General features: G+C 50.7%; 6 protein-coding genes and 2 pseudogenes. 3 read left to right on the forward strand and 5 right to left on the reverse strand.

Annotated elements, in window-relative coordinates; all coding sequences use genetic code 11:
* From FHS16_RS17635 to FHS16_RS17645, 3 genes are all read right to left on the reverse strand, one after another.
* Window positions 1-2,039, reverse strand: a 2,039-nt coding sequence (locus FHS16_RS17635; RefSeq protein ID WP_183565295.1) for a hemoblobin-interacting domain-containing protein, incomplete at its 3' end; no start/stop codon positions are given.
* Window positions 2,040-3,175: 1,136 nt separating this feature from the next.
* Window positions 3,176-10,864, reverse strand: coding sequence for an S-layer homology domain-containing protein (locus tag FHS16_RS17640; RefSeq protein ID WP_183565298.1), 7,689 nt, complete (start codon window positions 10,862-10,864; stop codon window positions 3,176-3,178).
* A 1,333-nt stretch (window positions 10,865-12,197) separates the two neighbouring features.
* The gene (locus tag FHS16_RS17645) at window positions 12,198-16,352 is read right to left on the reverse strand and encodes an S-layer homology domain-containing protein (protein ID WP_183565301.1); all 4,155 of its coding nucleotides are present in this window, start codon (window positions 16,350-16,352) and stop codon (window positions 12,198-12,200) included.
* 359 nt (window positions 16,353-16,711) lie between these two features.
* On the opposite strand from FHS16_RS17645, the pseudogene FHS16_RS17650 reads away from it, so the two are divergent.
* A pseudogene (locus FHS16_RS17650) lies at window positions 16,712-17,297 on the forward strand (transposase family protein); the annotation flags it as partial.
* A gap of 69 nt (window positions 17,298-17,366) precedes the next feature.
* Here the strand turns inward: FHS16_RS17650 and FHS16_RS17655 are convergent.
* Entirely contained in the window at window positions 17,367-18,725 is a 1,359-nt protein-coding gene (locus FHS16_RS17655; protein ID WP_221226391.1) for a response regulator transcription factor, read from the reverse strand.
* 214 nt (window positions 18,726-18,939) lie between these two features.
* Between FHS16_RS17655 and FHS16_RS17660 the strand changes: the two genes are divergently transcribed.
* Entirely contained in the window at window positions 18,940-21,651 is a 2,712-nt protein-coding gene (locus FHS16_RS17660) for a hemoblobin-interacting domain-containing protein (protein ID WP_446685749.1), read from the forward strand.
* A gap of 53 nt (window positions 21,652-21,704) precedes the next feature.
* Window positions 21,705-23,321, forward strand: a complete 1,617-nt coding sequence (locus FHS16_RS17665) for an S-layer homology domain-containing protein (RefSeq protein ID WP_183565313.1) — start codon at window positions 21,705-21,707, stop codon at window positions 23,319-23,321.
* A 114-nt stretch (window positions 23,322-23,435) separates the two neighbouring features.
* Here the strand turns inward: FHS16_RS17665 and FHS16_RS32675 are convergent.
* A pseudogene (locus FHS16_RS32675) lies at window positions 23,436-23,959 on the reverse strand (transposase).
* Window positions 23,960-24,394: the final 435 nt, after the last annotated feature.

Below are 24,394 nucleotides of genomic sequence, written 5' to 3' on the forward strand. Positions count from 1 at the left end.
TCGCTGTCACGGTTCCACTGGTAGGTCGGACTGTCGCTGCTGGTGCTTGGCGTGTAAGCGACTGCACTCAGATCTACTGCTAGCGTTTCTCCATATTTTTCTGTTCCCGTAGTCCCGACCGTTCCTCCGATAACCGGAATGGCGTTCACATTCTGAGTCACGTTCGCATCTGCATAACCCGTCGCCAATACTTTAATCGTATGGGAACCTACACTGAGCACGCCTGCGTTAATACTAATCTTTCCTGAGACAATGCTGTAATCCGTTTCTTGCAATGCCGTGTTTCCGTCCTTAACTGCGGTAATTGCTCCCCGCCATGTTGCATCATCGGTAAACGCAATGTCAATGGGATGAGTTATATCATTATCGGTGCTGTCTGCCGCTAAGGTCGGCGAAGTTGCCGGCGACGTCAATACAGGGTCATCAACAGAGAATGAATTGAAGTAAAACTGAAGACCAGGATATTCATTATCTGGATCTGAAAATTGACTGTCTGAACTTGGCGTTATCACTACACGGTCTACATCTTGAAAAACACTTGGCGTGAGTTCCGAAGATGTCAATTTAGAAAGAAAAGTTGGAGCACCTACAGTTTGAATGGTAACTGAGCCGGTAGATAACTCGTTCTTAAATCCAATAATCTTCAGCTTGGTGTCATTCCCGTCAAGACCAAAATAATTAAAAACATTTAAACCATTAAATTGAAATTCGCTACCATCCGTTGATTTTAGTACTAAATACATTCTGGCAGTATTATCTCCGCCGCTATAATCGCCTCCGAATTGCGTATTCATTACAGTTGCTCTTTCACCGTTGAATACATCCGGGTAATCGCTAATATTTAACTCAGTGTCCTTCCATTGATACAATCCAATGCCGTCAGATCTCGTGTCACTCATTGCGGACTCCGCATAAAAGATTTCAAAATCCTGACCCAATATATTAGTTGAGTTTTGTTCGCCGTCAGTAAGTTCAGACCCCAAGTCATGCCAACCTGCCGTTCCAGTTGGCTTTATCACATCTTTAATATCCGTAATTTCAAAGTCTTGAAACTCAACGTAATCACTAGCCGTAATCTTAATTTGACTTACATCATTGATTGGATAATCAAAGGTATTACATATGGAGTATCCACTCGAACCGTCAGCAATGACTGGACAGCTATCGTTATAAGCCACGCCTTTTGATATATAATTTAGTTGAATCGCATTTTCAGACTCTAAAATAGCCGCAAACTTAAAACTCGATAAATCAAAGGTAGAGCCAGCTTGTGCTTCAATAATCAGTGTTACTGGTAAATTATCGTCTCCAGAATATGCATATAAACCGCCAGGGTAAGTTCCGGCATTCTCTCTAACCCCATAAATGTGAAGATATGCCGAATCACTCTCAGGTGTTTTGAAGGTGAATTTTGCGGTTCTGCCGGCTGTCACCTGTTTTGTAAGACTGTTATTCTCTATATGCTCATTATCCGAAGTAGAAAGACTAACATCATTGATGTCAATTATTGCAATAGATACGTGCTGATCTGTACTTCCATTATGATCGTCAGCAGTTATAGTAGCCTCATATACGTTATTACCATCCGCATCCGAAGGCTGCTCATAATTAGGAGCACCTAGGAAAATCATGTTGCCCGTGGAAGAATTAATCAAAAACTTGTCTTGATCAACCCCGCCAGTAATGGAATATGTAATGTCGTCCGTACCTGTTGCTTCTGCCTTGTAGACTGTTCCAGATTGATTTTCGGCAAACTCTGCAGTGGCGGCTGAGGTAAATACCGGTGTAGTCACCAGCGGGGTTGCCGAATAGATACCATACTTATAAGTCGTCGCGGTAATATAATCACCATTCGACAGATTTGCAATACCGGCATTTCTATTAAGAAGCCCCTGATCAGGATCACCGGAAACAGCAGTTGACGCAGCACCTGCATTCACCGTTCGTGGAAAGCCAACAGAAACCAGCTGAAAAATGAAAACGAACAATAACAACAGCATAAATAACCGTCTCGCAAATACATTCTTGAATAAGAACATATAGTAGTCTCCTCTCATTGAGACTTAGGTCGAATGGTTGGGTCCACAGGAAGAAAGACCCTATTATTCGCCAAAATTCCCCATGAAAATAGTATAACTGCTTTACGATTAGGTTGTAACTTCTTTTTTTCATAGGACTTTTAAAATAGAATATGGCTGATCTAGTGATAAATAACAGCTAACTATTCAACACAATAGCACTTCCCGCTCCCTCCAAGTGCAGCCTTGCGCGGGACAACCTTGCCTTGAGCTATGCTACTGCTATCAGTAACCCAAAGGCGCGCCACCCGTTAAAAAAGCGGCAAAGGATAACGAATCCCTTGCCGCTTTTTACAATCAGGCTGACTCTTGAAATGGTTACAAAAGATTTGTAACTAGAACGACAAGCACTATTATTTAATTGTGTGTAATTGGTGTTCCAGTTAGCCAAGACTACGGCAGCAATTTGACGAAAACGTATAAATTGATATGCTATGAATCTCGTATCCATGTAAAACGTCATGGTAGCTGGGATATTTACACTCTTGCACCCACCTCCAACTGCCTATCTTCCCCCATTGACATTGTTCGCACGGCTTCTTCTGCAAACTTATGCTAACGACTGAATCGACGGCGCAGCAGCCTGCTCTTTTTCGGTTGAACTTTTTTCCTCTAGGCCTATCTTCCCTTCGGTTCCGACAGCTCTCGGCGCCGCTTATCCACCGCGTCCCCGAATAATTCACCAGCGCTTCCTCAAGCGCCGCTCTCGACGCGATGTCCATATTGTTCGTTCGTTTGTCTACATTTTAGCAATTGATCGATAACATGCAGGTTCCTCCTTATGCGAGGCCCCTTCCGATCCTTGGCCCATAAAAAAAGGACGCAGGGAAAATTCCCTGCGTCCAATCCAGTTCGGTCCTTTCAGGTTAAGAGAGGCGCCTTCTTGCGAATTGTGAATTCGTATGGTTAAAAATGAACATGTTTCTTCCGCCATACGGATAACCATGAACGACGCCAGCCATCGCGGTGGGAAGCCTGATCACTTAAACAAGCTTTCAATTCATCCTACCTTCACACCTTTACACACTTAGTTCCGAGCATACTGCTGCTCACTGCCTTCAACAAGCAGCACCCTGCACTCCCATACATAGCCCAATTCACTTATTCAGCCGCTCGACGATACGCTTGATGAGCGTAGCGGCTTCCGCCCGGACGGCAATGCCGGACGAGTCGAATCGGTTAGCGTTCGTGCCGCGCAGCAGACCAATCTTGATCGCCGATGAAACCTCGGCACGGGCCCACTGACTGATCTTGTCTCGATCTGCGAAAGGCTGCAGCAGCGCCGCACTCTCCGCGTCCGTCGCCGCCGCTGCTTCGGGTACGAGCTTAGCGTAAGCTCTCCAGGCCATCAAGGACATTTGCTCGCGGGTAATCCGGTCATTCGGCCGAAGCTTGCCTGAACCGTCGCCGCTAATCAGGCCTAGAGCGGCAGCCTTCCGAACCGAATCGTAGTACCAGTCGCCCGGCTTCACGTCATCAAACGATATGCCGACCGTATCCAGTGTCCCATCGCCGACGATGCGTGCGACCAGCGCCGCGAATTCGGCCCGGGTCACGCTTCGATTCGGCTGATAGGCATCATCGGACACGCCTTCCACGTACAAACGAGCGGCAAGCCAGTCGATGTCTGCCTTTGCCCAGTTCTTTTCAATATCTGCAAAAGGACTCTCATATACTACAATCCCGTAATAAGCCGAACCGCCTGCTTCGTTCCCTAGTGGAAGCGCCGCAGCTGGCTGTATTTCAGAGACGAAGCGCCAGTTCGGGCTGGACGGCTCGTAGCGGTAAATACCTGGCGCACCGCCATTAGCGATAAAGGTCCACTTGACGTTAATCGCATCCGGCAGCAAAGCATCCAGCGGTATTTGATTCGTCCCCTCCTCCGCTGTCATGGCAAACCGGTACAGTCCGGTCCGCGCGTCCATCCCGTTCGAGTCGGCGCTTAAGCCATCCAGCCAAGCCCGCTCGTCGCCGACCGAAGCCCGACTAACAACCAGATGAACGAGATTCGTCTTATCGCTGACGCCATGCCAGCCATCGGTGCTTACGATAATGGAGAACGCTTCGGTCTTGAGCGTCACTTTCGCTTTCGCTCCGGTGAGCGCACGGTAAGCTTCTGCGGGAATGACGATATCATAGGAATCGTATCCTGAAGGCGCGCTTAGGAGCAGCTCTATTCCGTCCTGCCGTGCCTTCAGCGCAGCCAGTACCGTCGCGGCCTTCAGCGAGACGACCGCTTCCTTGCGTCCGTCCGCTTCTTTGCCCGTCACCTCCGCGTCGCGGCCGATGTCCGCAGGATCTCCGTCGTTTGATCCGCCCGTTCCCCCATTGCCGTTGCCCGAACCAGGTCCAGGCTCGGAACCGCGTACGATCTTCAGCGTGTATACATTATTAACTTCAGGGTGGTTCGCGGCCTCGACCTTGATTGGTATTACATCGTCGCTCGGAATGCCTATCGTACGGAATTCGCCGTCTTCAAGCGGAACGTCCCGTACGGACAATTTGCCGCCGGCTTGCGCCAAGGAAGCTTTGAGCTTGACCTTCATGACATCTGCGCCAACCTTTACCGTGTAGTTGGCTTTGTCGGGGGAAAACGTCTCGGTCAGCGCGCCGCCCTCGATCACTAGCCCGTTCAGCGTGGCGTTCGCTCCCGACAGCCGAAGCGTGCCATCGACGGACGGATTGCCGAGCGCATCGGTCGCTGCGCCAGCCGCGATATGCACCGTGACGCCATCCGCTTGGGAGATCGGTCCGCTGAGTGTCAGAATCGCCGCCTGCGGCTGCCCGTTACCTGTCGGTACCTCTACGACGGCAGACTGAACCGTGCGGTTCGACCCGCCGATCGTGAACGCCTCTCTATCCAGGAGCGCGCTCAGAGACAACCCTTCATCGAACAAAATTCGGATCGCTGCATTGCCCCCCACCGCCGAAGCCGAAGTCGGCACCGGGCCCGACATGTCTCGAAGGACAGCCTTGACTGTTTGCGCCGTACCGATCAGCATCTTCACGTCCGCGTAGCTGCTGAACGGGTCTGGCTGAATATCGACGCTATATTCAATTCCCTCCGTCAAGCTGCTCCCGCTCGGCGTGAATCGAACCTTGCGGGCTAGCTTCGCGCCTCCAGTTTCTTGCGTTTCTATATAAGCGACAGTACCAGCTACGGTTCCGTCAGGGCCTGTCACGACGACCGTCCCGTCTGTTACCATCCCGTCTGCCTTCATGTACTTGCTAAACGTTATGTCGATATAGCCTTTGCCTTCGCCTCCAGCAATGGCCTCGATTCCTATTATGGTCGGCGGCGCCTTCGAGACGAGACCCGCATTGACGTCGAAGTGCGGAGGCGGTACCTTCAGCTCCTCGCTGTAAGCAGTCTCATACCCTGACTTCTCCCAGACAACCTTCCAAAAGCCCTCAGGGACGTCCCAGCCGTATCGGCCTTGGGCGTCTGTGTATTGCGGATTGATCTGCCCGTAATCCGGCGCGTCGTTCCACACCTTCCACTTACCCGAGTTTGTATCCTTGAAGAGCACGGTCGCCTTCACCTGCTCCAGACGGTTGGAGGGAACCGCTTCGTACACATAGCCGCTCGGATCGTAAATCCATTTCATACGGGCGACCCGCTTCAATCTTTTCTTGTAAATGTTTTCTTCGTCGAGGTCTTCGAGGTCATCGTCTTGACAAGCCGCAGGATCCGTAGGCCCCGCCGATCCGACAAGTCCAATTTGCTCGTCGACATAGCTGTCGATCTTGTTGGTGACGTATTTGCTCGCGTAGCCCGCCAGAAACCCGACCGGTCCCTCCAGCATCATCGCGCCCGTCCAAGCGCCGAGCGCGGTCTTCGCGATTTCGCCACCGACCGTGGCCAGCAGTGCCTTACCGGCCTGTTCGCCGGTCGCTTCCATATTTTCCGGACATACCGATGAGGATCCGACATTCTCCATGATCTTCATGACTTTGCCGGCGTAGCCTTTGTAGCCCTCGTATTGATCCTTGATTGAGAAGAGCGGATCGGAAGCACTCTTAGAGATCATCGCATAATCCGTGGATACCTGAATCATTCCCTTTCGATAGGGGGTCGTCTCGATGCCCATCTCTTCCAGAATCTCGAGCGGGTCCAGCTCTTCGTCGAACGCAGCCATCCCTTGGACGCCCAATGGAGCTTTTTCCTCAGGGAACAGGTATCCTTTCGGCATATACGCTTTCATATTGACCAGGACGCCGTTATCCGTCTCCTTCACATCGAAGGTGACGTTGTACAACGGGATGCCCTCCGCCTCCGCCTTTACGATCTCTTCCACGGTCGGAAGATAGGACGTTGGCGTCAGATCAATGCGCTCGCTCGCTTCGAGCCGGATGTTCTCCGCCTCAGGGAATTCTAAGACGGCATGACCGGCATAAACGCCGTCTTTTAGGGCGAACGGGGTCTTTTCGACGATTTTGAAATCCCGGAATGCTGGAGGCAATAGCGCGTTCGTCTCTTCCTCAGTCGGGATATCCCGGGTGATCACAACCTTCGGCTTCACAGTGTCGTAGGCCACATACAAGCCGCCGAGCGAATTCAGCGTCGTTGGGACCGTTGCCCTGAACTTGCCATCGTCATGCTTCTCTGCCGCGACGGGCTTACCGATCTGCCCGCCCAGATAAACCTTTACGTTTTTCACAAGTTCCGGTTTGTCGAACTGCAGAACGAATTCGAATGGATGGCCCGGCACGATCGTGTATGGAAGCTGAGCGATTCCGTTTGCGACATTCAGACTAACCCACTTTCCGTCCGGATACTGGACCATATCAATCGATTGGAGCGTTGGCTCCGCCTCGTCGTAGCTCAGCAGCTTGCGATCCGTGCGGATCTTCCGTTCACCCGTCACCGCCTCTGCCCACAGCAGATGCACGTCCGAGCTGCCCGAAGGACTCAATTGAATCACGCTTTGCCAAGTGCCGGCCGATGTCGCATTCACGGTTGCGAGCAGCAGCTGCTCGTCGTAGATATTGACTCGGCTGGACGAGGGGGCCAGTCCGTTGACTTTGACAACGGACGAGGAGACCGTCTTGGGCGCTTCAATCGTTACAGTCGGCACTTCCAGCACCGCGGTGCCCAGCGCTTCGTCCACCGTTTTCCCTTCGGACGTCCCCGTAATCCGAGCTACCAGCTTCGCACGGCCTTGACTATAATTCGAAGCCAGCTTCACCTGTAGAATAACCGCCCCTTTCGCGTACGAGGCGATTTCACCGAGCTGGACTTCCAATGTTCCGTCCTTTATGATGGCCTTTCCAGCCTCGCCGTTCACGCGAACGAGAACCTCTCCGTCTTCTGCCACCGGCGTTACGCCATTCGGGAGTTCCATTCGAAGTACGGCTCCGCCGATCGCCGCCTTCGCGCCATTCTGATAGTAAGCCCGCAAATTGGCGGTCGCGCCAGGCGATACCTCGCTCGGTTCCGCCATGAAGCCGTTGTATCTCGAGCTGCTGAAATAATTCGCCGGCGCAAGTCTCAGCTTACCGACGTCCAAGTTCTCCCTCTCTCGAATGGTCACTTGAGCCGAAGCCGTCAAAAGCGCATCCGTATCCGGATCCCTGCGCGTGAGATCCAGCTTGTAAGTTCCCGCTTTTGGCGCATGTACGAGGAAGCTCCCTCCGCGGTAGCTTTGGGAGTCCGCGTAAACATAGTTTCTATCGGTAACCTCGTACAGTGTCACATTTGTCCATGCCTCAAAATTGCCGTCAAAACTCCCGCTGACGAGCCCGCCCTTCTCCTCGACCCACAGATCGGCCGTCGCATTGGCGTTGTCATCCAGCACAACATTCGTGCACTGCATGAACGTTCGCGTGATTACGCCGTTCACGCATACCTCTACGTTGTCGCCGGGCAAGCCTTGAAGCGTAACTATATTATGGAAATAACTGACACGATTGCTCGTTCTTCCCTTTAGCGTAGCGCTGAACCGAAGCGCCTCCATATCGACCGGCCCCTGCCATTCGCCGCCGATTGGCTTGAGATGGACATTTAACGTCACCATCCCCGTCGGAAAAGTCGCTACCGGAATATCCAGTGTCTTCGTCACGCCATTGACGATCGAAACGGTCAAGCCTTCCTCCGAGTTATAGTTAAAAGAGGACTTTGCCGCCTGGATAGCCGCTTCTCCGGCATACAGTGTCAATTCATAGGAGCCTGATGGCCCCGTGTACGCTTTGCGGACGACTGGCTTTCCCTTATGCATCTGAGTCGCGGATACAAGCGCATTCGCAATCGGCTGGCCTTTGGGATCAAGCACCCTGCCCTTCAATTTTCCCTCAGGCGTTCGCTTGACAGCCAGCTTGACTATCTGATCGCCGCCGACAACCGAGAACGTCAACGGTGCCATTTCCTCAAATTCCGTATTTTCCAGCTCGGCCTTCACGGTATACTTCAAGGCAGCATCCTCGAGCTCAATCAGGTTTGAGCGGCCGTCATCCTCTGTCACCGCTGTCGACAGATAGTTCTCTTGAGATTCATCCCAAAGCTCGACGCTAATACCAGGCACCGGATTATTGCCCTGATCACGGATTTCGAACGCCAGACGGACAGGCTGTTTGACAGTCAAGGACAATGCGGAGATTAATCCTGCCGACACTTGGACGGGCGCTTGGCTTGCGAGCAATTCGCCCCCCGAAGACATCAACGAGACCGTATAGTCCTCGGACGGCATCAATCCTTCCAGCTCTGCAGGCCCGTCACCCATCAGTCTCATCGACTCTTCTTCTCCTGCCGAACTGGACACCGATAAATACGCACCGTCAAGATTAACTTGGCCGGGGTTGTCAAACGCAACCTGCAAATTTCCGGGGACCAATAGCGGCAAGCCTGCTGCCGTCTTCTCCACGGGTCCTCCCGCCGCGCCTTCCATGACAGCCGTCACCGACAGCATCCGTGAGACACCTTCCTTCACCTTGAACGTCGCTCCATATTCGCCCGACCCTAACTGCGTCTCGCCAAGCTTGATCGACGACTCGGCCCAGCGGGTATCCGGCAGTTGGTTGCCTGACTCGTCCAGCCATGTCTCGTAAGCGACTTTGGCAGTAATCGTGCGTCCGGTCATCGCCTTCGCTTTGATTTTCAACATACTGTTCAACTTCGGCAGCCTAGCCGGTGTCATCTTGTCGAAAGTCAGGCTCAGTTCGAGCGTTTGGTCGTCCGCTCGCGTATTTACGCGCGCGACAGGCCCGTTGGTCGACGAAATGTCATTCACGTTTACAGCCTCTACACGAAAAATATATTCCGTAGCAGGAGAGAGTCCCTCAGCCGTATACGTCAACGTGCTGCCGTCAACGACAGTGATCTGCTCGTTATTCGCAAAGACGCGGTACGCCTTAATTCCGCTGGTTGAGACAGCTGCTCCCCAAGCTAATGTCGCCCGGTTCGAACGGATGTCGGCTGCTTCCAGCTTGCTGCCTTCCGGCCATGTCGGAACACCGTCATCGGGACGGGTCTTCGAAGCAATGAACAAACCCGCCTGCAATTGCTCATCCTCTGTCACGGGGCCACCATTGCCGTATCCGGCGCTGAATACGGCGACCTCCGCGCCGTCGCTGAGCGCCACGTCCGGAAGCGGCAGCTTCAACGCCGGATCCGACACGTTAACATTCGCTTCTTTCGTGGTGCCGGTTTCCACCGAAGCAATCAAGGACTGTTCTATCTCCGACGAATGGAGCGTCGTCTCGAAAGAGACATACCGTCCGTCCGCACTCATACGCGGCTCGTAGCTCCCATTCTCGAGCTCCGATCCGTCCGGCGCGACGGATATGCGCTCGAGGCCAGCGTTAGACGCACGATAGACATAGATGTCTTTGAACTCGTTTGTATCATCGTCCTCCAAAGCGCCATCCGATTCGAACACAACGATCATGCCGTCGGCGCTTATTGTCGGGCTGCCGCTCTCCTCCCCGTTCTGCTCGCCTGAAGCCGTCACGCTAATGAGTCGATTCGTCCCGGTCGTGCGGTCAAGGATAAAGACGTCCTTGCTAGAATCATTATCTTCCTCGACGAGGTAAGCAGAATCCGACTCGAAGGCAACATAGCGGCCGTCCGCGCTGATCGAAGGCCGTTCGCTGTAGTCCGAGTCGGACTCAGTAGTCGAACTGATCTTGGTGTTCGAGCCGCTATCGCGGTCGTATACAAAAACATCGCGGTTGTCTGTGTCATCCGGGACGAGATCCGCAGCGCCGGAATCATAAGCCACGTAACGGCCGTCCGCACTAATGGAGGGGTTATCGCTCATCCCCGTCCCGGGATCATCACTATCCGCTTGTTTGCTGATTAGGATTGTTTCCTGTGTCGTACGGTCAAAAAGATAGACCTGCTTGTTAAGCTGGGCGAAAATGCTCTCCGCGCCTATAATGGCAAACGAACGAGCATCCGGCGTCATCTCGAACTTTACAGCCTCCAGCCCGGACACCTTTTTTAGAATGGACTCCTGCGTGCCGGACTTTCGGTCGAACAGAATAATCTCTGAATGAAACTCCGCCCCTTCCAGCTTGTAGTGGAGGAAGGCGACATAACGTCCATCAGGCGTGACCCTCATATTATTCAGCAGATCCGTTTCAGAGTAATCGAATATTTTGATGAGATGATTCCATATCGGACCTTCCGTGGACGGATCCAACTCGGGCTCGAGGATCTGGGACTGCCGATCTGGCACGCCTTCCTCTGCCTGCACCCACCCCGCGAACAAGCTGCCACTCAGCATCGAGACGATCACCAAGCAAGCGATCCATCGCATGCCGATGCTTTTGGCTTTGAACAAACTCACGATAATTCTCCCCTTTCATATTGTTTGCGCAACCTAGTCTGAACACCTTGTTGTATGTGCCTCCCTTTCATCTAGGGCTATCCCATTTCGCATGTCCTACGTGTCAGACTTTGTTGGTGCCTTTCTCGTTCGGATTTTAGAAAATACGCTCCCTTATCCCACAGAATTGGCTTGAACGAAGTCACATGATATGCTCATGACGATATTCTCCAGTGCATGCATTCCTAAGCCGCAATTTCATTTAATCGCAGACGCCCGGAAGAGTCGACGGACTATGGGTATCATTTTGTAAAATAGCGTTTCGAATCTAAGCCACATCCGCAATCGCCATCGCTTCAGCAAGATAAGTCCTCTTAACCACTCGTCAATGACGAATGAGATCCAGATCCCCAGTAAACCCAACTTCAAGGAAACTGTAAGAATATAAGAGAGTACCACGCTATCCCCCATATCGAAGCAAACCCGAGATAAATGGCGAACTTAATATCGCCCAATGCGAGCAAGTAGATGAACATCATCAGGTATTCCGTATATGCTTTGATTGTCAGCTCCTATTCCAACAACCGCAGCGATATAAGCAATGGCCAACGGGGAGGAATGAAACGATAGGAGTTCTGAAGCGGAAGGCGCACCTATTTAAAATAGTCTCCTAAAAAGCGCCACCGGCAAGCAGAATATCCGCTTAACGGTGACGGTATTTTACCCGCTTCTTCAGAATCGCGAAGTGGACGACAAGTCCGGTTCCTTAGCTAATCTTAGTCGTAATCGCAACGCCAAATACGCCAAGATGTGGACTTGCAAATCAGGTTACCACTCCCTCCAAATTCCCCCTTAAACCCACGCCCCACAAGAGTTACCAGCGATTCCTCCTCCTTCTCTCCAAATCTCCGAAGAAAAATAAGCTTGCCCCTGAAGCCCGCAAAATGACCGAGGAAATCACAATAAATCGAGCAAAATCAGAGCTGAAAAGGCAAAATAAGTTTGACGTAAAATTAGGGAAGATCGTAGGGAAAGAACTGGGCTTAGGACGAGATCAATCGGGTAAAAAATCGGCAATTGAGTCGAGAAACAACTGAGAAGAGCTTTCATGCGGGAGATAAAAAACTGAGGAAAAAAGCCTGAGAATGCAGGCGTGCAGCGGTATTCCTGAGATGTGGATGCGGATGAAAGGCGGAAGAAAGAGATTCGGGGTAGATACGTTAAATTCGTCGGCTTTGTGATAAGCCTGTAAATTTTCTGATATCCGCCCACTCGGGACACAAGTCTGCAACTACTTCAATCCAATAAAAATAAGCAGGCGCCGAGGCACCTGCTTATACCTATACGTATTCTATTAATAAAGAACGTTCCAAAGCCGCAATAGAACGACTGCTGCTTCGGCTCTAGTAGTCAAACCTTTCGGCGCAAAATGATTATTTTCCCGCCCTTTTATAAGTCCGTTTTCATGAGCATTTGCAACATAATCTCGGGCCCAAGCTGGAATGGCGGCATCATCAGCAAAAGAAGGGCTTTTCGCATTATTTGCCTCCCATTTCATTGCTCTGGACACCATGGCAGCCATCTCTGCTCGATTGACCCTTTGCTGCGGCTGTAAGGTTCCATCCGAATACCCCTCAATAATTCCCACGGCTACTGCTGTCTGAATCTCCTCCTGTGCCCACTCTGGAATGCTGTCCTTGTCGCTGAATGGCATTGCCATAGCTTCATTGTCTATAGAAATCTGAAGAGTACGAAGCAGCATAACCGCAAACTCCGTCCTTGTTACATAGCCATTCGGCTTAAATGTGAGGGCATTTGTTCCCTTGACGATTCCGAACTCTACCGCTTCGCAAATATTAGCTTTTGCCCAGTGATTCGTAGTATCCGTGAAGGTACAAAACGATGTGCTGACATCATCGGCAATGCGATTAATCGTGAGCTTGTACGCCTTGACGGTTCCATCCTCTGCCTGAACCGTTATTGTGAATACATTAGCTCCCATTGCCAAAAGAAGTGCCTTGGTCTCCCCTATGCGTTCCCCTAACAGCTTAACAACGGCTTTGGAATGAGAAGGTGATAATTTCAGTTCAATCTGCTCTGCGTCTGTCTGTACGGTATACTCCGTTTTCTCAGGTGTAAATGCAGGCAATAGCTCTAATTCCTTGTCCGATTTATATATGTCTAATTTAGCTAGGTTGGCATTGCTCGAAAGCGTTACTGTTGGCGGCGTTGGCGGGGCTGCCACTGCGCCCACTGTAACTGTAGAAGCTAGATCGACTACTTCCACACCATTAAGGTAAACCGTTATGCTAAAGTTTTTAGCAGACTGTGTTCCATTGTTTGGAAGAGTAATTATGGCTGTCGCATTTGTGCTGCTGCTGACCGCTGCAATTGCAGCTTCTACTCCATTCACATATACCTGCAGTGTTTGTCCAATTAAATTGACCCCAGTTACAGTAGCCGTTATATCGCCTCCGGTACTCGGCAAGCTGGCTGGGCTCGCTGCAATATTGGTAACTACAGGAATAGCTACGACAAAAGCAGCCTTCGCTTCATCAAGCGTTGTGCCATACTTATTAGCTACCTCGTCCCCGGAAACATGAACCTCGTATTCGCCATCACCGAGCGTGCCATTAAAGGTCAACGTAAATGTGAATGAAGACTCATCATAGGCTTTCGTATAATCGGAAAATGTATGGCCGTCCTTCGTTATGCTAATTAAAGCCAGTGCATTAACAGAAGTGAGCTCCGCTCCTCCTGCAACCCAATATACGGACTCGCTGACCGTAACGGAAACACTAGCGGGCGGTACAACGAATTGCTCATTATGTGCAAAGTTGCCAAATGTAACAGCTAGCAGCGTTGTATCATACATCAAATTCAATGTATTGGAGGCTGTACTCTCATTGCCTGCCACATCCGTTGCAGCTCCTGCTTCAACGAATACCGTTACATGCTGACCGCTTGTCGCCGGACTAATTGTAGCTGTGTAAGTAGATTCGCTTACAGCGACCAGATCTGATGCTGTCCCATTCGTGACCTCAAGATCATCCACGGTAAAACCATCAACACTCTCATTAAAGGCTATCGTTACCGGAAATGAGCCATTTACCCCACTGCCTGCCGAGCTAGATATGGCAGCTGTCGGTGCGGTGTTATCAAGTACAAAGGCGCCTGAAACAGCAGCAACCGCATTGCCTACTTTGTCTGTTGCTCGAATATGCAAGTACCAGTTGCCGTTGCCGCTTGTCTGGCTTATTGTATCCTGGTCATTGAAAGGCATCCATCCATTGAATGGAACCACAGTGCTTTGGCTCCATACATATGCCAAGGAATCAGAATCGACGCCGCTTTGTGTATCATTAAGCAGTACCTTGCTTGACGCTGTTTTCGCCGCTATTGCTTGTCCATTCGTGCCAAACACTACTTCCGGGGACGTTGAATCGATTTCCAGCGTAATGGTGTAGGTTTGACTTGCCTTAAGATAGGGCTCTACGCGAACAGGAATAACGGTATTCGTGGTTGCTCCCGCTATATTAATGGTCTTAGAGCTGCCGCTAGCCAGCAGCTCATTATTCACATACAGAGCCGCTCCAGTTAAGTCTGCAAGCGTTGGTGTTACATCTACGCTGGACAGTGATTGTCCGTCATAGTAATACGTGTAGGAGGTGTCGGAGGCTTGGAAGGGCTCAGAGAAATCACCTTCTTGCAAAGCTAGGCCGCTTAAATCGGCATTACCCGGTACAAGGTCTGGACGATTAGCGCTTGCACCCCATCCGACGACCGTACCATCTGATTTCAATGCAAGTGAATGAAACTTCCCCGCAGCGATAGATTTCACTCTGCTTAGTCCATTAGGGACAGTGGCTTGACCAAAAACACCAAATCCCCATGACACTACACTTCCGTCTGATTTTAACGCGAGTGAATGGCTTGCTCCTGCAGCTATTGATACCACGCCATCTAGTCCTGCAGGTACTGTACTTTGATCATAAACGTTACTTCCCCATGCCACAACGGTGCCATCCGATTTCAGCGCGAGAGAATGGTTTGCTCCCCCAGCAATCGACACCACGTCAGTTAGCCCACTCGGGACGCTAATTTGACCAAAGTAGTTATGTCCCCAAGCTACGACGGTACCATCCGATTTCAGTGCAATTGAATGGGATTCTCCCGCAGCAATCGACACCACGTTATTCAGCCCGACCGGTACGGAACGTTGACCATCCGCGTTACTACCCCATGCCACAACGGTGCCATTCGATTTCAGCGCAAGAGAATGGAGTTCTCCCACAGCAATCGACACCACGTTATTCAACCCAATTGGCACGGAGCTTTGACCATAAAGATTTTGTCCCCATCCTACGACGGTACCGTCTGATTTCAGTGCAAGTGAATGGTACAACCCACCGGCAATCGACACCACGTCAGTAAGTCCCACCGGAATGGTTGTCTGACCCACAGATGACATTCCCCAGCCTGCGACTAGGCCATCCGATTTCAGTGCGAGCGAGTGGTATCCTCCCCCCGCAATACTGTTCCCTTTGATCGGCAATGCAGCACTTGTCGGTAATGTCGTTTGATTATAATTGTTGGCCCCCCACGCAACAACAGTACCGTCTGTTTTCAAGACGAGCGTATGGTTCCAGCCTACAGCAATTGAAGCCACATTAGTCAGTCCAGCAGGCACGTTGGTTTGGCCGTTATTAGGGTTCCCCCATGCGACGACAGTACCATCTGTCTTCAGCGCAAGTGAATTATTCCCCCCCGCTGCAATGGATAACACGCCACCGCCTGTAAGTTCAGCTGGTATTGTTGATTGACCATTAACGTTGACGCTTCCCCATGAATCAACCGTTCCATCCGATTTCAGTACTAGGATATGACTGGTGCCCGCAGCAATGGCAACCACGTTATTTAATCCAAGAGGGACGTTCATTAGTGAACTGCCTCCCCATACGACTACATTGCCATTCGATTTCAGTGCGACTGAGAACCCTTTACCGGCAGCAATTGCAATTACACCTGTCAGTGCTTCAACAGGTACATCCGCCTGACCAGCGTCATTTCCCCCCCATGCAACGACAGCACCATCTGCCTTCAACGCGAGCGAGCTGTTTGCCCCTGCTGCAATGGCTATTACTCCTCCCGCTGTCAAATCATCTGGTATTGTCGAGGCGCCGCCAGTGTTATTCCCCCATGCGACGACGGTGCCATCCGATTTCAGAGCAAGCGAATGCTCGCTTCCGGCAGCGATTGATATGACATCAGTCAAAGAGTTCGGAATACTTACTTGACCTGCATTATTAAGACCCCAACCCGCTACGGTGCCATTAGGTTTTAAGAGGAGCGAATGGTTGGCTCCAGCAGCAATTTGTGTTCCCTCCACACTTCGAATTCCCGTTTGCGATGCATAAGCGATGTGCGATCCGTAGGGAACCATTAAGCTAAGCAGCAGTACAAAAGTCAATAAAAGGTGAACCGATTTGCGCGAATGTAATGATAACAATGTATACGTCTCTCCTTTGTATGAAAAATAGAGGAAATTAACCATAACAGGACATTTTCCTTGTTTCGACTCTATCATAGCGCTCTGAAAGACTAATGAAAGAATGAGGTATAAGAAACTACGGTAGAGCCGATTACTCAAACTCTGCCGTGTTTTTATTGGGTATTCTTATTCACTCAACTTTTGCAGCTTGAAATCTCACGGCTTGGCAACACCGTTACTTTGTAGGACACTCAGTCAAAGCAAAACTTTTGTACATTAGGGATTAAGCCGAATCAAATACATTTGCACAAAAAATACACGGTAAACGATATCGTTTTGGAGACTTATCTTTCGGTGAAAGCGCAAAATGGGGGTTGATGTTTAGTTGGGCGAAATTAATAAGCAGAAACTTAAGGAGTCCGGAAGCAGAATTGAAGAAGGTTCTCGTCGTGGAGAAAAACATCAGCAGACACATAACAAACCAAAAGGGAGCAGAGGCGTTGGGGCTGTCGAACCGACAGGTCATTCGATTAAAGAAGAAGTATATGACGGAAAGGGGAACAACTTCCATTTTACAGAACTGCTTGAGCAATGCGAGTTGCTTGTGCTCCGCACCTCAACCGTGCGCAGGATTCTGCTGGCAAAGGTAATGAACAAGCAAAACAACGCCGTCGCTAGAAGGCGCACCAACCTCGCGAGCGTCGTTCTCAGGCTGGAGCGCTATGGCAGATTTACGCTACGCCTTACGCCTGGCTTCGAAGATCATGCCGCAGCTTTCGCGTTTCATACGGCCATAAATGACGCCACAGGCATAGTTGCAGTGCCATATTCAGACCAACCAAATGCTGCGATGGCTAGAAACAGTTCATGCTTCAAGGGATCAAAAAACACGCGATTCTGCTTGGATTGTACAGCGTCCTGCTTACGATCTTCAGTTCGACGAATGATCAACTCACGGTAAAATAGGAACTGACAGGCGATACCATGCTGAGCTTCCAACACCATGTTCTCTAGAAAACGAGAAGCTGGAGCTTAAAGTTCGGATTGGAGAAGGCCCAAGTCTTTGGCTCGTTGGACCGCGATCATTCTTTTGTTTACGCCCAGCTTCTCGTAGATGCTCTTAATGTGGTTCTTGACCGTACCCGTTACGATGCCGAGCTCGTTAGCGATCTCGCTGTTGGACAGTCCTCTGGCGATCCACTCCAGAACCTCGAGCTCGCGGAGGGACAGCAAGTTCAGCTTAGTCGCGCTGTCGATCGAAGAGGAGGTAGTCGGACGATTGGAGTATGAACGGTTCTTCTCGTCGTTGGTCGATTCTGGAGGCTCGTCTGTGGCATCTTTGGTTCGATTCAGCGCGCGGATTTTGGCGGCGGCTCCCCACTTCCGGTAACGGAGGCCGGCTTCCTTGCGGGTCGTGTCGGCGATCTTGGTTGCTCCGCCCGAAGCGAGCATTAAGGCCATCCGTTCCAAGGATAAAGCCGCATACCCGTAATGGCGGGTCGAGTCCCCGGCAATAACCGCTTGGTCATATAGACGGAGCGTCTCTATTTGCTGCCCGAACAAGCGTTGAAGCTCGGCCGCGACGAGCAGCGAGTGAATGGCGTAATGCTTCGGATTGGCGGCGGCGAGCGATTGCAGCTCGGAATGGTGTACGCCCAATCGCGCTTTGTATCGAGTTCGTTCGGAATCCTTGAGCTTATCCCAGGATTCGGAGATTGCAATCGTATCGTACACGCGCAATTCCGGAACGATCGCTTGCATGTCTGCCGAAGGCACTCGTTTAAACGCTTTGTCCGCGGAGCGCAAGACGGCCGGAAAGTCGCGGAACAAGAAATGGAGCAAGGCGCCGTAGGCATGCTTGTTGAACAAGAGGAAAACGGCCTCAGAATTCGCGAAGCCGGCTGCCGGCACGTCTTCTTCGAAGTCCTTGGCGACGACGGTCTCCCTTACTACTTCCTCAAGCGCGCCAGTCTCTGCTCTGCGCATTAAATGAACGAAGCCGAAGACTTGATCCAGTAACTCAGATCTAAACGATCGTTCGCCGGGCACCATTAGCTTGCGATAGCGTTCGATTAAGCTCTCGGCTTCTTGAAGACGCCCCCTGGCGCAGATGAAATGGATATGCTCGACCATGGATAGACCGGTATGCAGCCTAGAGCCTAGCGGCGAGTTTCCTGACGCCGCTTGGAAGAGGAGATAATAAGCTTCCTCATTCCGATCAGTCCACAGCGCCAACGCCCTGCCCTCCGAATACTTGCGTATAACGGGATCTTCTGCTTCGTCCGGCGATCCTTCGTTATCGGAAGAGATAGCCCATTGCCTCGCGCGACGTTCTTCTCTTCGAATCCAATTCGCGAGCTCCGCGCTTAATTCCTCGACTCTTAACGACATGGTTAGACTCCAATCCTGCCCATTCTGCATAACTAGATTCATCATATCACTATTAAAATCGAATAAAAAGAATGAACAGCGTGCAAAACTACTTCTTTTGGGGCGAATTTTAGAACTCAGTATCCCTTTAGTTACATCTCTTTTTCCAGTAAAACGCCTATAATAGACGATAGTCTTAATATCATATTATTTGGGTTGGGAGTGTAGTGTATTGATGTGGCAATTTAAACATAAGGGAGTGGGCAAGCTGCTCGCGTTGGCGCTTGCGGTATCGTTGACCTTCGGATCGGGTGCGTTTCTGCAGCCGAGCTCGGCGGGCGCAGAACCGGTCTCGGTTGTTCCGGGAACGGTGGAAGTGGATAAAGCGGCGCTCTCAAACAATAACCGGGACGTTACGATCAGCTTTAAGACGAGCTTGTCCGATTCCGCTTATCTGGACAAGGATCTGTTAGAAGGAATCGAGATTAAGCGCACGGGCGAGGGACATTACAACTGGTTAAGCAGCCAAGGGATTTATGAACTCGACGATGGCAAGTTGATTCTTCATTTGAACAATCCGTTAACCGGCAATGCGAATCTCATTCGCATCGCGATCGATTATCTGGCGGATCCAAGCGGCAATCCGCTATCGCTGTCCAGCGCAAATCCGATCGTCGTATCAGCTCCGGAACTGAATGACTACTATATCGTTAGCAATTCGGTGATTGACGGGGGACGTACGATAACGTTGCATTTGAGTCAACCGGTTGCGCTCCGGGATTCGGTTAATTTAAAGAACGCTATCACTACGTCTGATGGTCCTCTTGCTTCTGAAGATACCGCCGAGTTGTCCGCATCCGGCATGCAGGTAATCATTCACCTGGACAAGCCTTTACCGAGTAGCAAAAGCATAAACGTTAATTCTTCTGCTTTTCAATCGCCACACGGCCCTGTTGGGTCACTCAGCACTTATGTCAATCTGATCAAGGTCGGTGAACGCCGATCTCTCTATGTATTTCCTGAACAAGAGCGCGATCTCGATATTATTGATTTGGATTCAGCTGGCATATATAACAATCTTGCCGATCTAGATGCTTTAAAGGCAGCCATTACGGTATATAAAGACGAGGTAGTGTTCGACGGGGATTTTGAGATTGTTTCCTTGTTTAGTAGCTATGATGGTGGCTATTTCAGGCTAAAGTTTGCATCAGAACTTCCTTCGGGCTACTATCGTCTTGCATTCCCCGCCAACTCGTTGAAGAATATCAGCGGAATTGGAACGACAAAAGAGTTGCTCACCGGGAGGAGTTTCGTCGGTCCCGCACCGCAATACCAAGGAGCGGAAGTATCGCATAATTTCTCCGGACAGACGGTCGCTTCCCTTTTCTTTGATCGACTTATCGATACATTGTACTCGGAGGAAAATACTCCGGGAGCCCTGAAGAGGAGCATAACTTACTCTTTGAAGGCGGGAGATGACTGGATTCCGCATAACCTTGGCGCTGAAGACAGCGTTGTTTTTGAAGACAATAAACTCGTCGTCACGTTTGGCAAGAAGCTAAACGGCACTTCTATCAAGATTAAAGTAGATCCCAGAACGATCATAGATCCCTGGAATTCAATTGTAATTGATGAGACGATTGAGACGGCCGCTCTAGCGATAGGAAGTAACGTGTCCCCTACCTATGGGGGGGCAGAATTCGATAATAATAACCATGACGTTATCTTTAAGTTTGACAAACACGTTCAACCAGCTCCTAACGTGGACCTTCACAGAGCCATCACCTACGGGGCTAACGACAATGCTTTGGCTGCTTTGGATTCCGATGCGACCGTGTCGTTCAAAAACAATAAGGTTATCCTCCATTTTCCGAACGCTCTGATCGAGAATCATTACGAATTCTCCATCGCGGCCGGCACGCTGGCGGATCTGTCCGGGAATGTGCTTGATGAGGAGATAACGGTAACAGAGCTGAAACCCACTGATCTTGATCTCGCCCCTCCGGAGATTGCTAAACTTGAAGCATCCTCCGATTTGGAACTGGGCAAATCTGTTATCAACATCACTTTCAATGAAACGATTGTGGATCATACCGTCATTAACGGAGTCTCGCATCTGAAGGATTACATCGAGGTATCCAGGGATGGAGGAAACACTTTCTCCGGTCTTGGCGCTAACGACAGCGTTCGAATCGAAGGGAATTATATCGTGCTCTCGTATGGTGCCGGAGTCGATTCTGATTACAGAGTCAAAGTAAAGGCGAACGCCGTGAAGGATTTGTTCGGCAACGTGGCGACGGAGGACCTGACGGCGGAAGGACTGGCGGAAGGCAATCATCACCTCCAAGGCAATATTTACACCGATGCGGACACGGTGCTGACGACCTTCTCCGACAGCCAATGGGGCAGCAATGTTTACCGAGTGCTTATTAAGAAAGGCAACGAAGCCACTAGCCCCCTTTCGAAAGACCGATACGAAGTAGTAAACAATACAGTCGTGATCAAACAAGGCGTGTTCAGCGAGGGCGAACGCTATTCCATCCAAGTGTACTCCTATGGCTATGAGAATCGTAAAACCGATGGTAGCTACGGCGCTATTTCTCATCATGAAACGTACTATATGACCACTCCTTCGGTCCTGTCCACATCGGGCGGAATCATCGCTACGGCTAACGTTTTAGCGAATCCGAATGCCAGGAACAACCGCGCAACGGTCGTATTTCAATTGATGAAGGGCAACCTGCCCGTTGCTAATACGGCAGTCTACACGTATGTGTATGCCGGCATAGTATCCGCTTATTTCAACGTCAACAATCCATCCGATTATACGGTCAAGGCATTCGTGCTTGACGACTATAAAGGCACCGTTGATAGTGTCGGCTTGAATCTGGCTACCGTGGTATCGGAAGAGGAATTCGATTTCCTATATTTAAGCAGTCGTCGTTAATGTGAGTGAATAGTCAAGGTCTACACTGATGCAAGAAAGCGAGGAATAAGCGAGTGAAGCTGCGAATAGCAAGTCTGATCATGGTGTTCTCCCTGCTGCTGTCGGTGCTTCCGATAACGGCGCTGTCTGCCGCTAATCCCGTCGAACTCGAAGCGATCGCCGAGACAAAGACGGGACAAGCGGTGACCATTAAGGGCACCTCTAGTTTCTCCGTAGTCAATATCAAGGTTCTGCGGCCGGACGGCAGCATTCTTTATTTCAATATCGTGCCTGTTAGCGCAGGCAAGTTCACAGATACGATTACCCTGGCAGACGCAGAGAAAGCCGGAACTTATCAGGTCGTGGCGGGGCAAGGGACGACGGTTGATCTGATTACGTTTACGGTCGCGGGCGATACCACAGGAACGCCGCCTCAAGGAGGAGGCGGTGGCGCTCCTGCCTCGGGCGACACGACCGCGAACTGGTATAAGGTAACTCCAGGCAGCTCGACGAGTGTCGTGACGTTCGATGCCGAGAAGCTGTGGGCTCAGTTCTCCAATCTTGTCGGTCAAGGCGGCAGCGCCGAGCTTCTGGTCGACTTAAGCAAGGAGGCGATCGCGGATATGGTGGCCGAGCTTCCGGCATCCGTGCTTCTGGACGGCTCCAAGCAGGTTCCCGAGGCAAAAATCGTGATCAAGACGGCCGCGGCAAGCTACACGCTTCCGCTTAGCGTTTTGGATCTGGTTTCGTTGTCCGATCGATTGGGAACGACTCTGGACAAAGTGACGATCCGAATTAGCATCACGAGGGTTACCAAAGCGATAACCGATCAGATTGAATCCGGTCTGCGAAAGCTTGGAGGACGTTTGGTTGGCGACGCATTAGAATTTAAAGTGATCGCCGAAGGGAACGGCCGATCGATCGAGCTGAACGACTTCGGTACGACTTATGTCAAGAGGACGATCGTTCTTCCTACGGAAGAGAGCCCGGATTCGGTGACCGGGGTGCTGTACGATCAGGCCACGGGGGAAATCTCGTTCGTCCCGGCAACGTTCGGCAACGAGAATGGGAAGACGACGGCTGCCTTGTACCGCAACGGCAATAGTATTTATGCGGTTGCGGACGTGAGCAAGACGTTCCGTGATCTGGGCAAGCATTGGGCGAAGGCCGATATCGAGCTGCTGGCTTCCAAGCTGATCGTTAACGGAGTGAAGGAAGCAATCTTCGCGCCGGATCAGACGATTACCCGGGCCGAATTCTCCGCTCTTCTCGTCAGGGCACTCGCGCTTCCCGGCGTTGCCGCTCCAGCTGGCGTATTTAAAGACATAAAGAGTACGGCGTGGTATGCCGGAGCGGTGGGAGCTGCCGTGAAAGCCAATCTAGTGAATGGCTTCGACGACGAAACCTTCCGTCCTAACGAAGCGATTACCCGCGAGCAGATGGCGGCTCTGGTTTCGAAGGCGATCGTCGCAGCCGGCAAGAACGCGCCCAAGACGGCCAGCCTCTCGCCTTTCGCCGATCAGGCCAAGATCTCGACTTGGGCGAAGGAAGCAGTCGGACAGTCCGTGGAAGCTGGAATCGTGACCGGAACGGACAAGGGCACTTTCGAGCCAGTTGCGAATGCCACCCGTGCTCAAGCGGTAGTCATGCTTAAGAGATTGCTTCAGTATGTCGAATTCTTAAATAAGTAGCCGGTATGTATGTGGTTTCGGGAGGGGCTGTCTCAAAAGTAGTTTTTTTGCTTGACGAGACAGCACACTTGTTGAAAAGTTAGCTAAAATAAATAAATGGTGGTGCCAGGGACGCTATCCCTGCACCGCCATTTTTGCTTTTTGGTCTATTGCCGCCTTCTTGAGCAAATTATGGGCGAGCGAAAGCCAACCGACCTCTAGGCTCACTTTTGGCAGGCCTCGAAGCAGAAAACGTCTAAACCCTCGGTTATTCTTCATTTGTCCGAATACTCTTTCCGGTTCAATCGTCCTTCGATCCAAAAGGGCGTACCCGTCCTCACTTCTGAGCTTCTCGCGCGCTGTTTGTAACGCAGATACTTCAGACTCACGCTGAATTCGCGATTTCCCTTTGCTTTTGTACATGCATCTTTGAGCGGACAACCTTCGCAGCCCTCGCTTCGATAGTGCCGCTTTTTCATCTCATATCCGCTTTCTGTTGTTTCCATGCTTTCATAGCGAAACAGCAGCTTCCGCCCGGCTAGACATGTCCATGTATCTTCGTCCTCGTCGCACTGCCAGTTGTCTAGCTTACTGATATCTCGTTGCCACTTCTTCGATTTTCCCCTGTGATACGTGCTGAACTTCACTAATGCTTCCATTTGTTTAGACTACGCAATGGCGAAGGCGCACGGTGAGAAATTCAACGTGAGCAAGTCCATTGCGACGAACCTGGTCAGCAACGCTGTGCCCGGTTTGGGCGAAGCGAAGACTGTTAATAAGTCTCTGATGCTAGCCAAAACGGTAGATACGGCTATGAAAGTGGCTATTAAAGGAACCGGGAAAGGTATTAAACAAAATCATACTGTTACCTACCGCCCGAGTAACTCCTCACTTGACAAACACCTCACTCATGGTTGTATATAGATTAATCATTTAAATTCTGAGGTAATTTATAAAAGTTGTAAATTCAAAAAAACAGGGTGAAAATTTGAATTCCTTTCACATGTGAATCTAGTACACTTGTATAAAGTCCTTTCTGTTATAGTGTCATGGTGAAGAAGTGAAAATATGCAGCAGCTCAAAAAGCAGCTGTT

This window comes from Paenibacillus endophyticus (assembly GCF_014192395.1).
Classification (GTDB): Bacteria; Bacillota; Bacilli; order Paenibacillales; family Paenibacillaceae; genus Pristimantibacillus; species Pristimantibacillus endophyticus.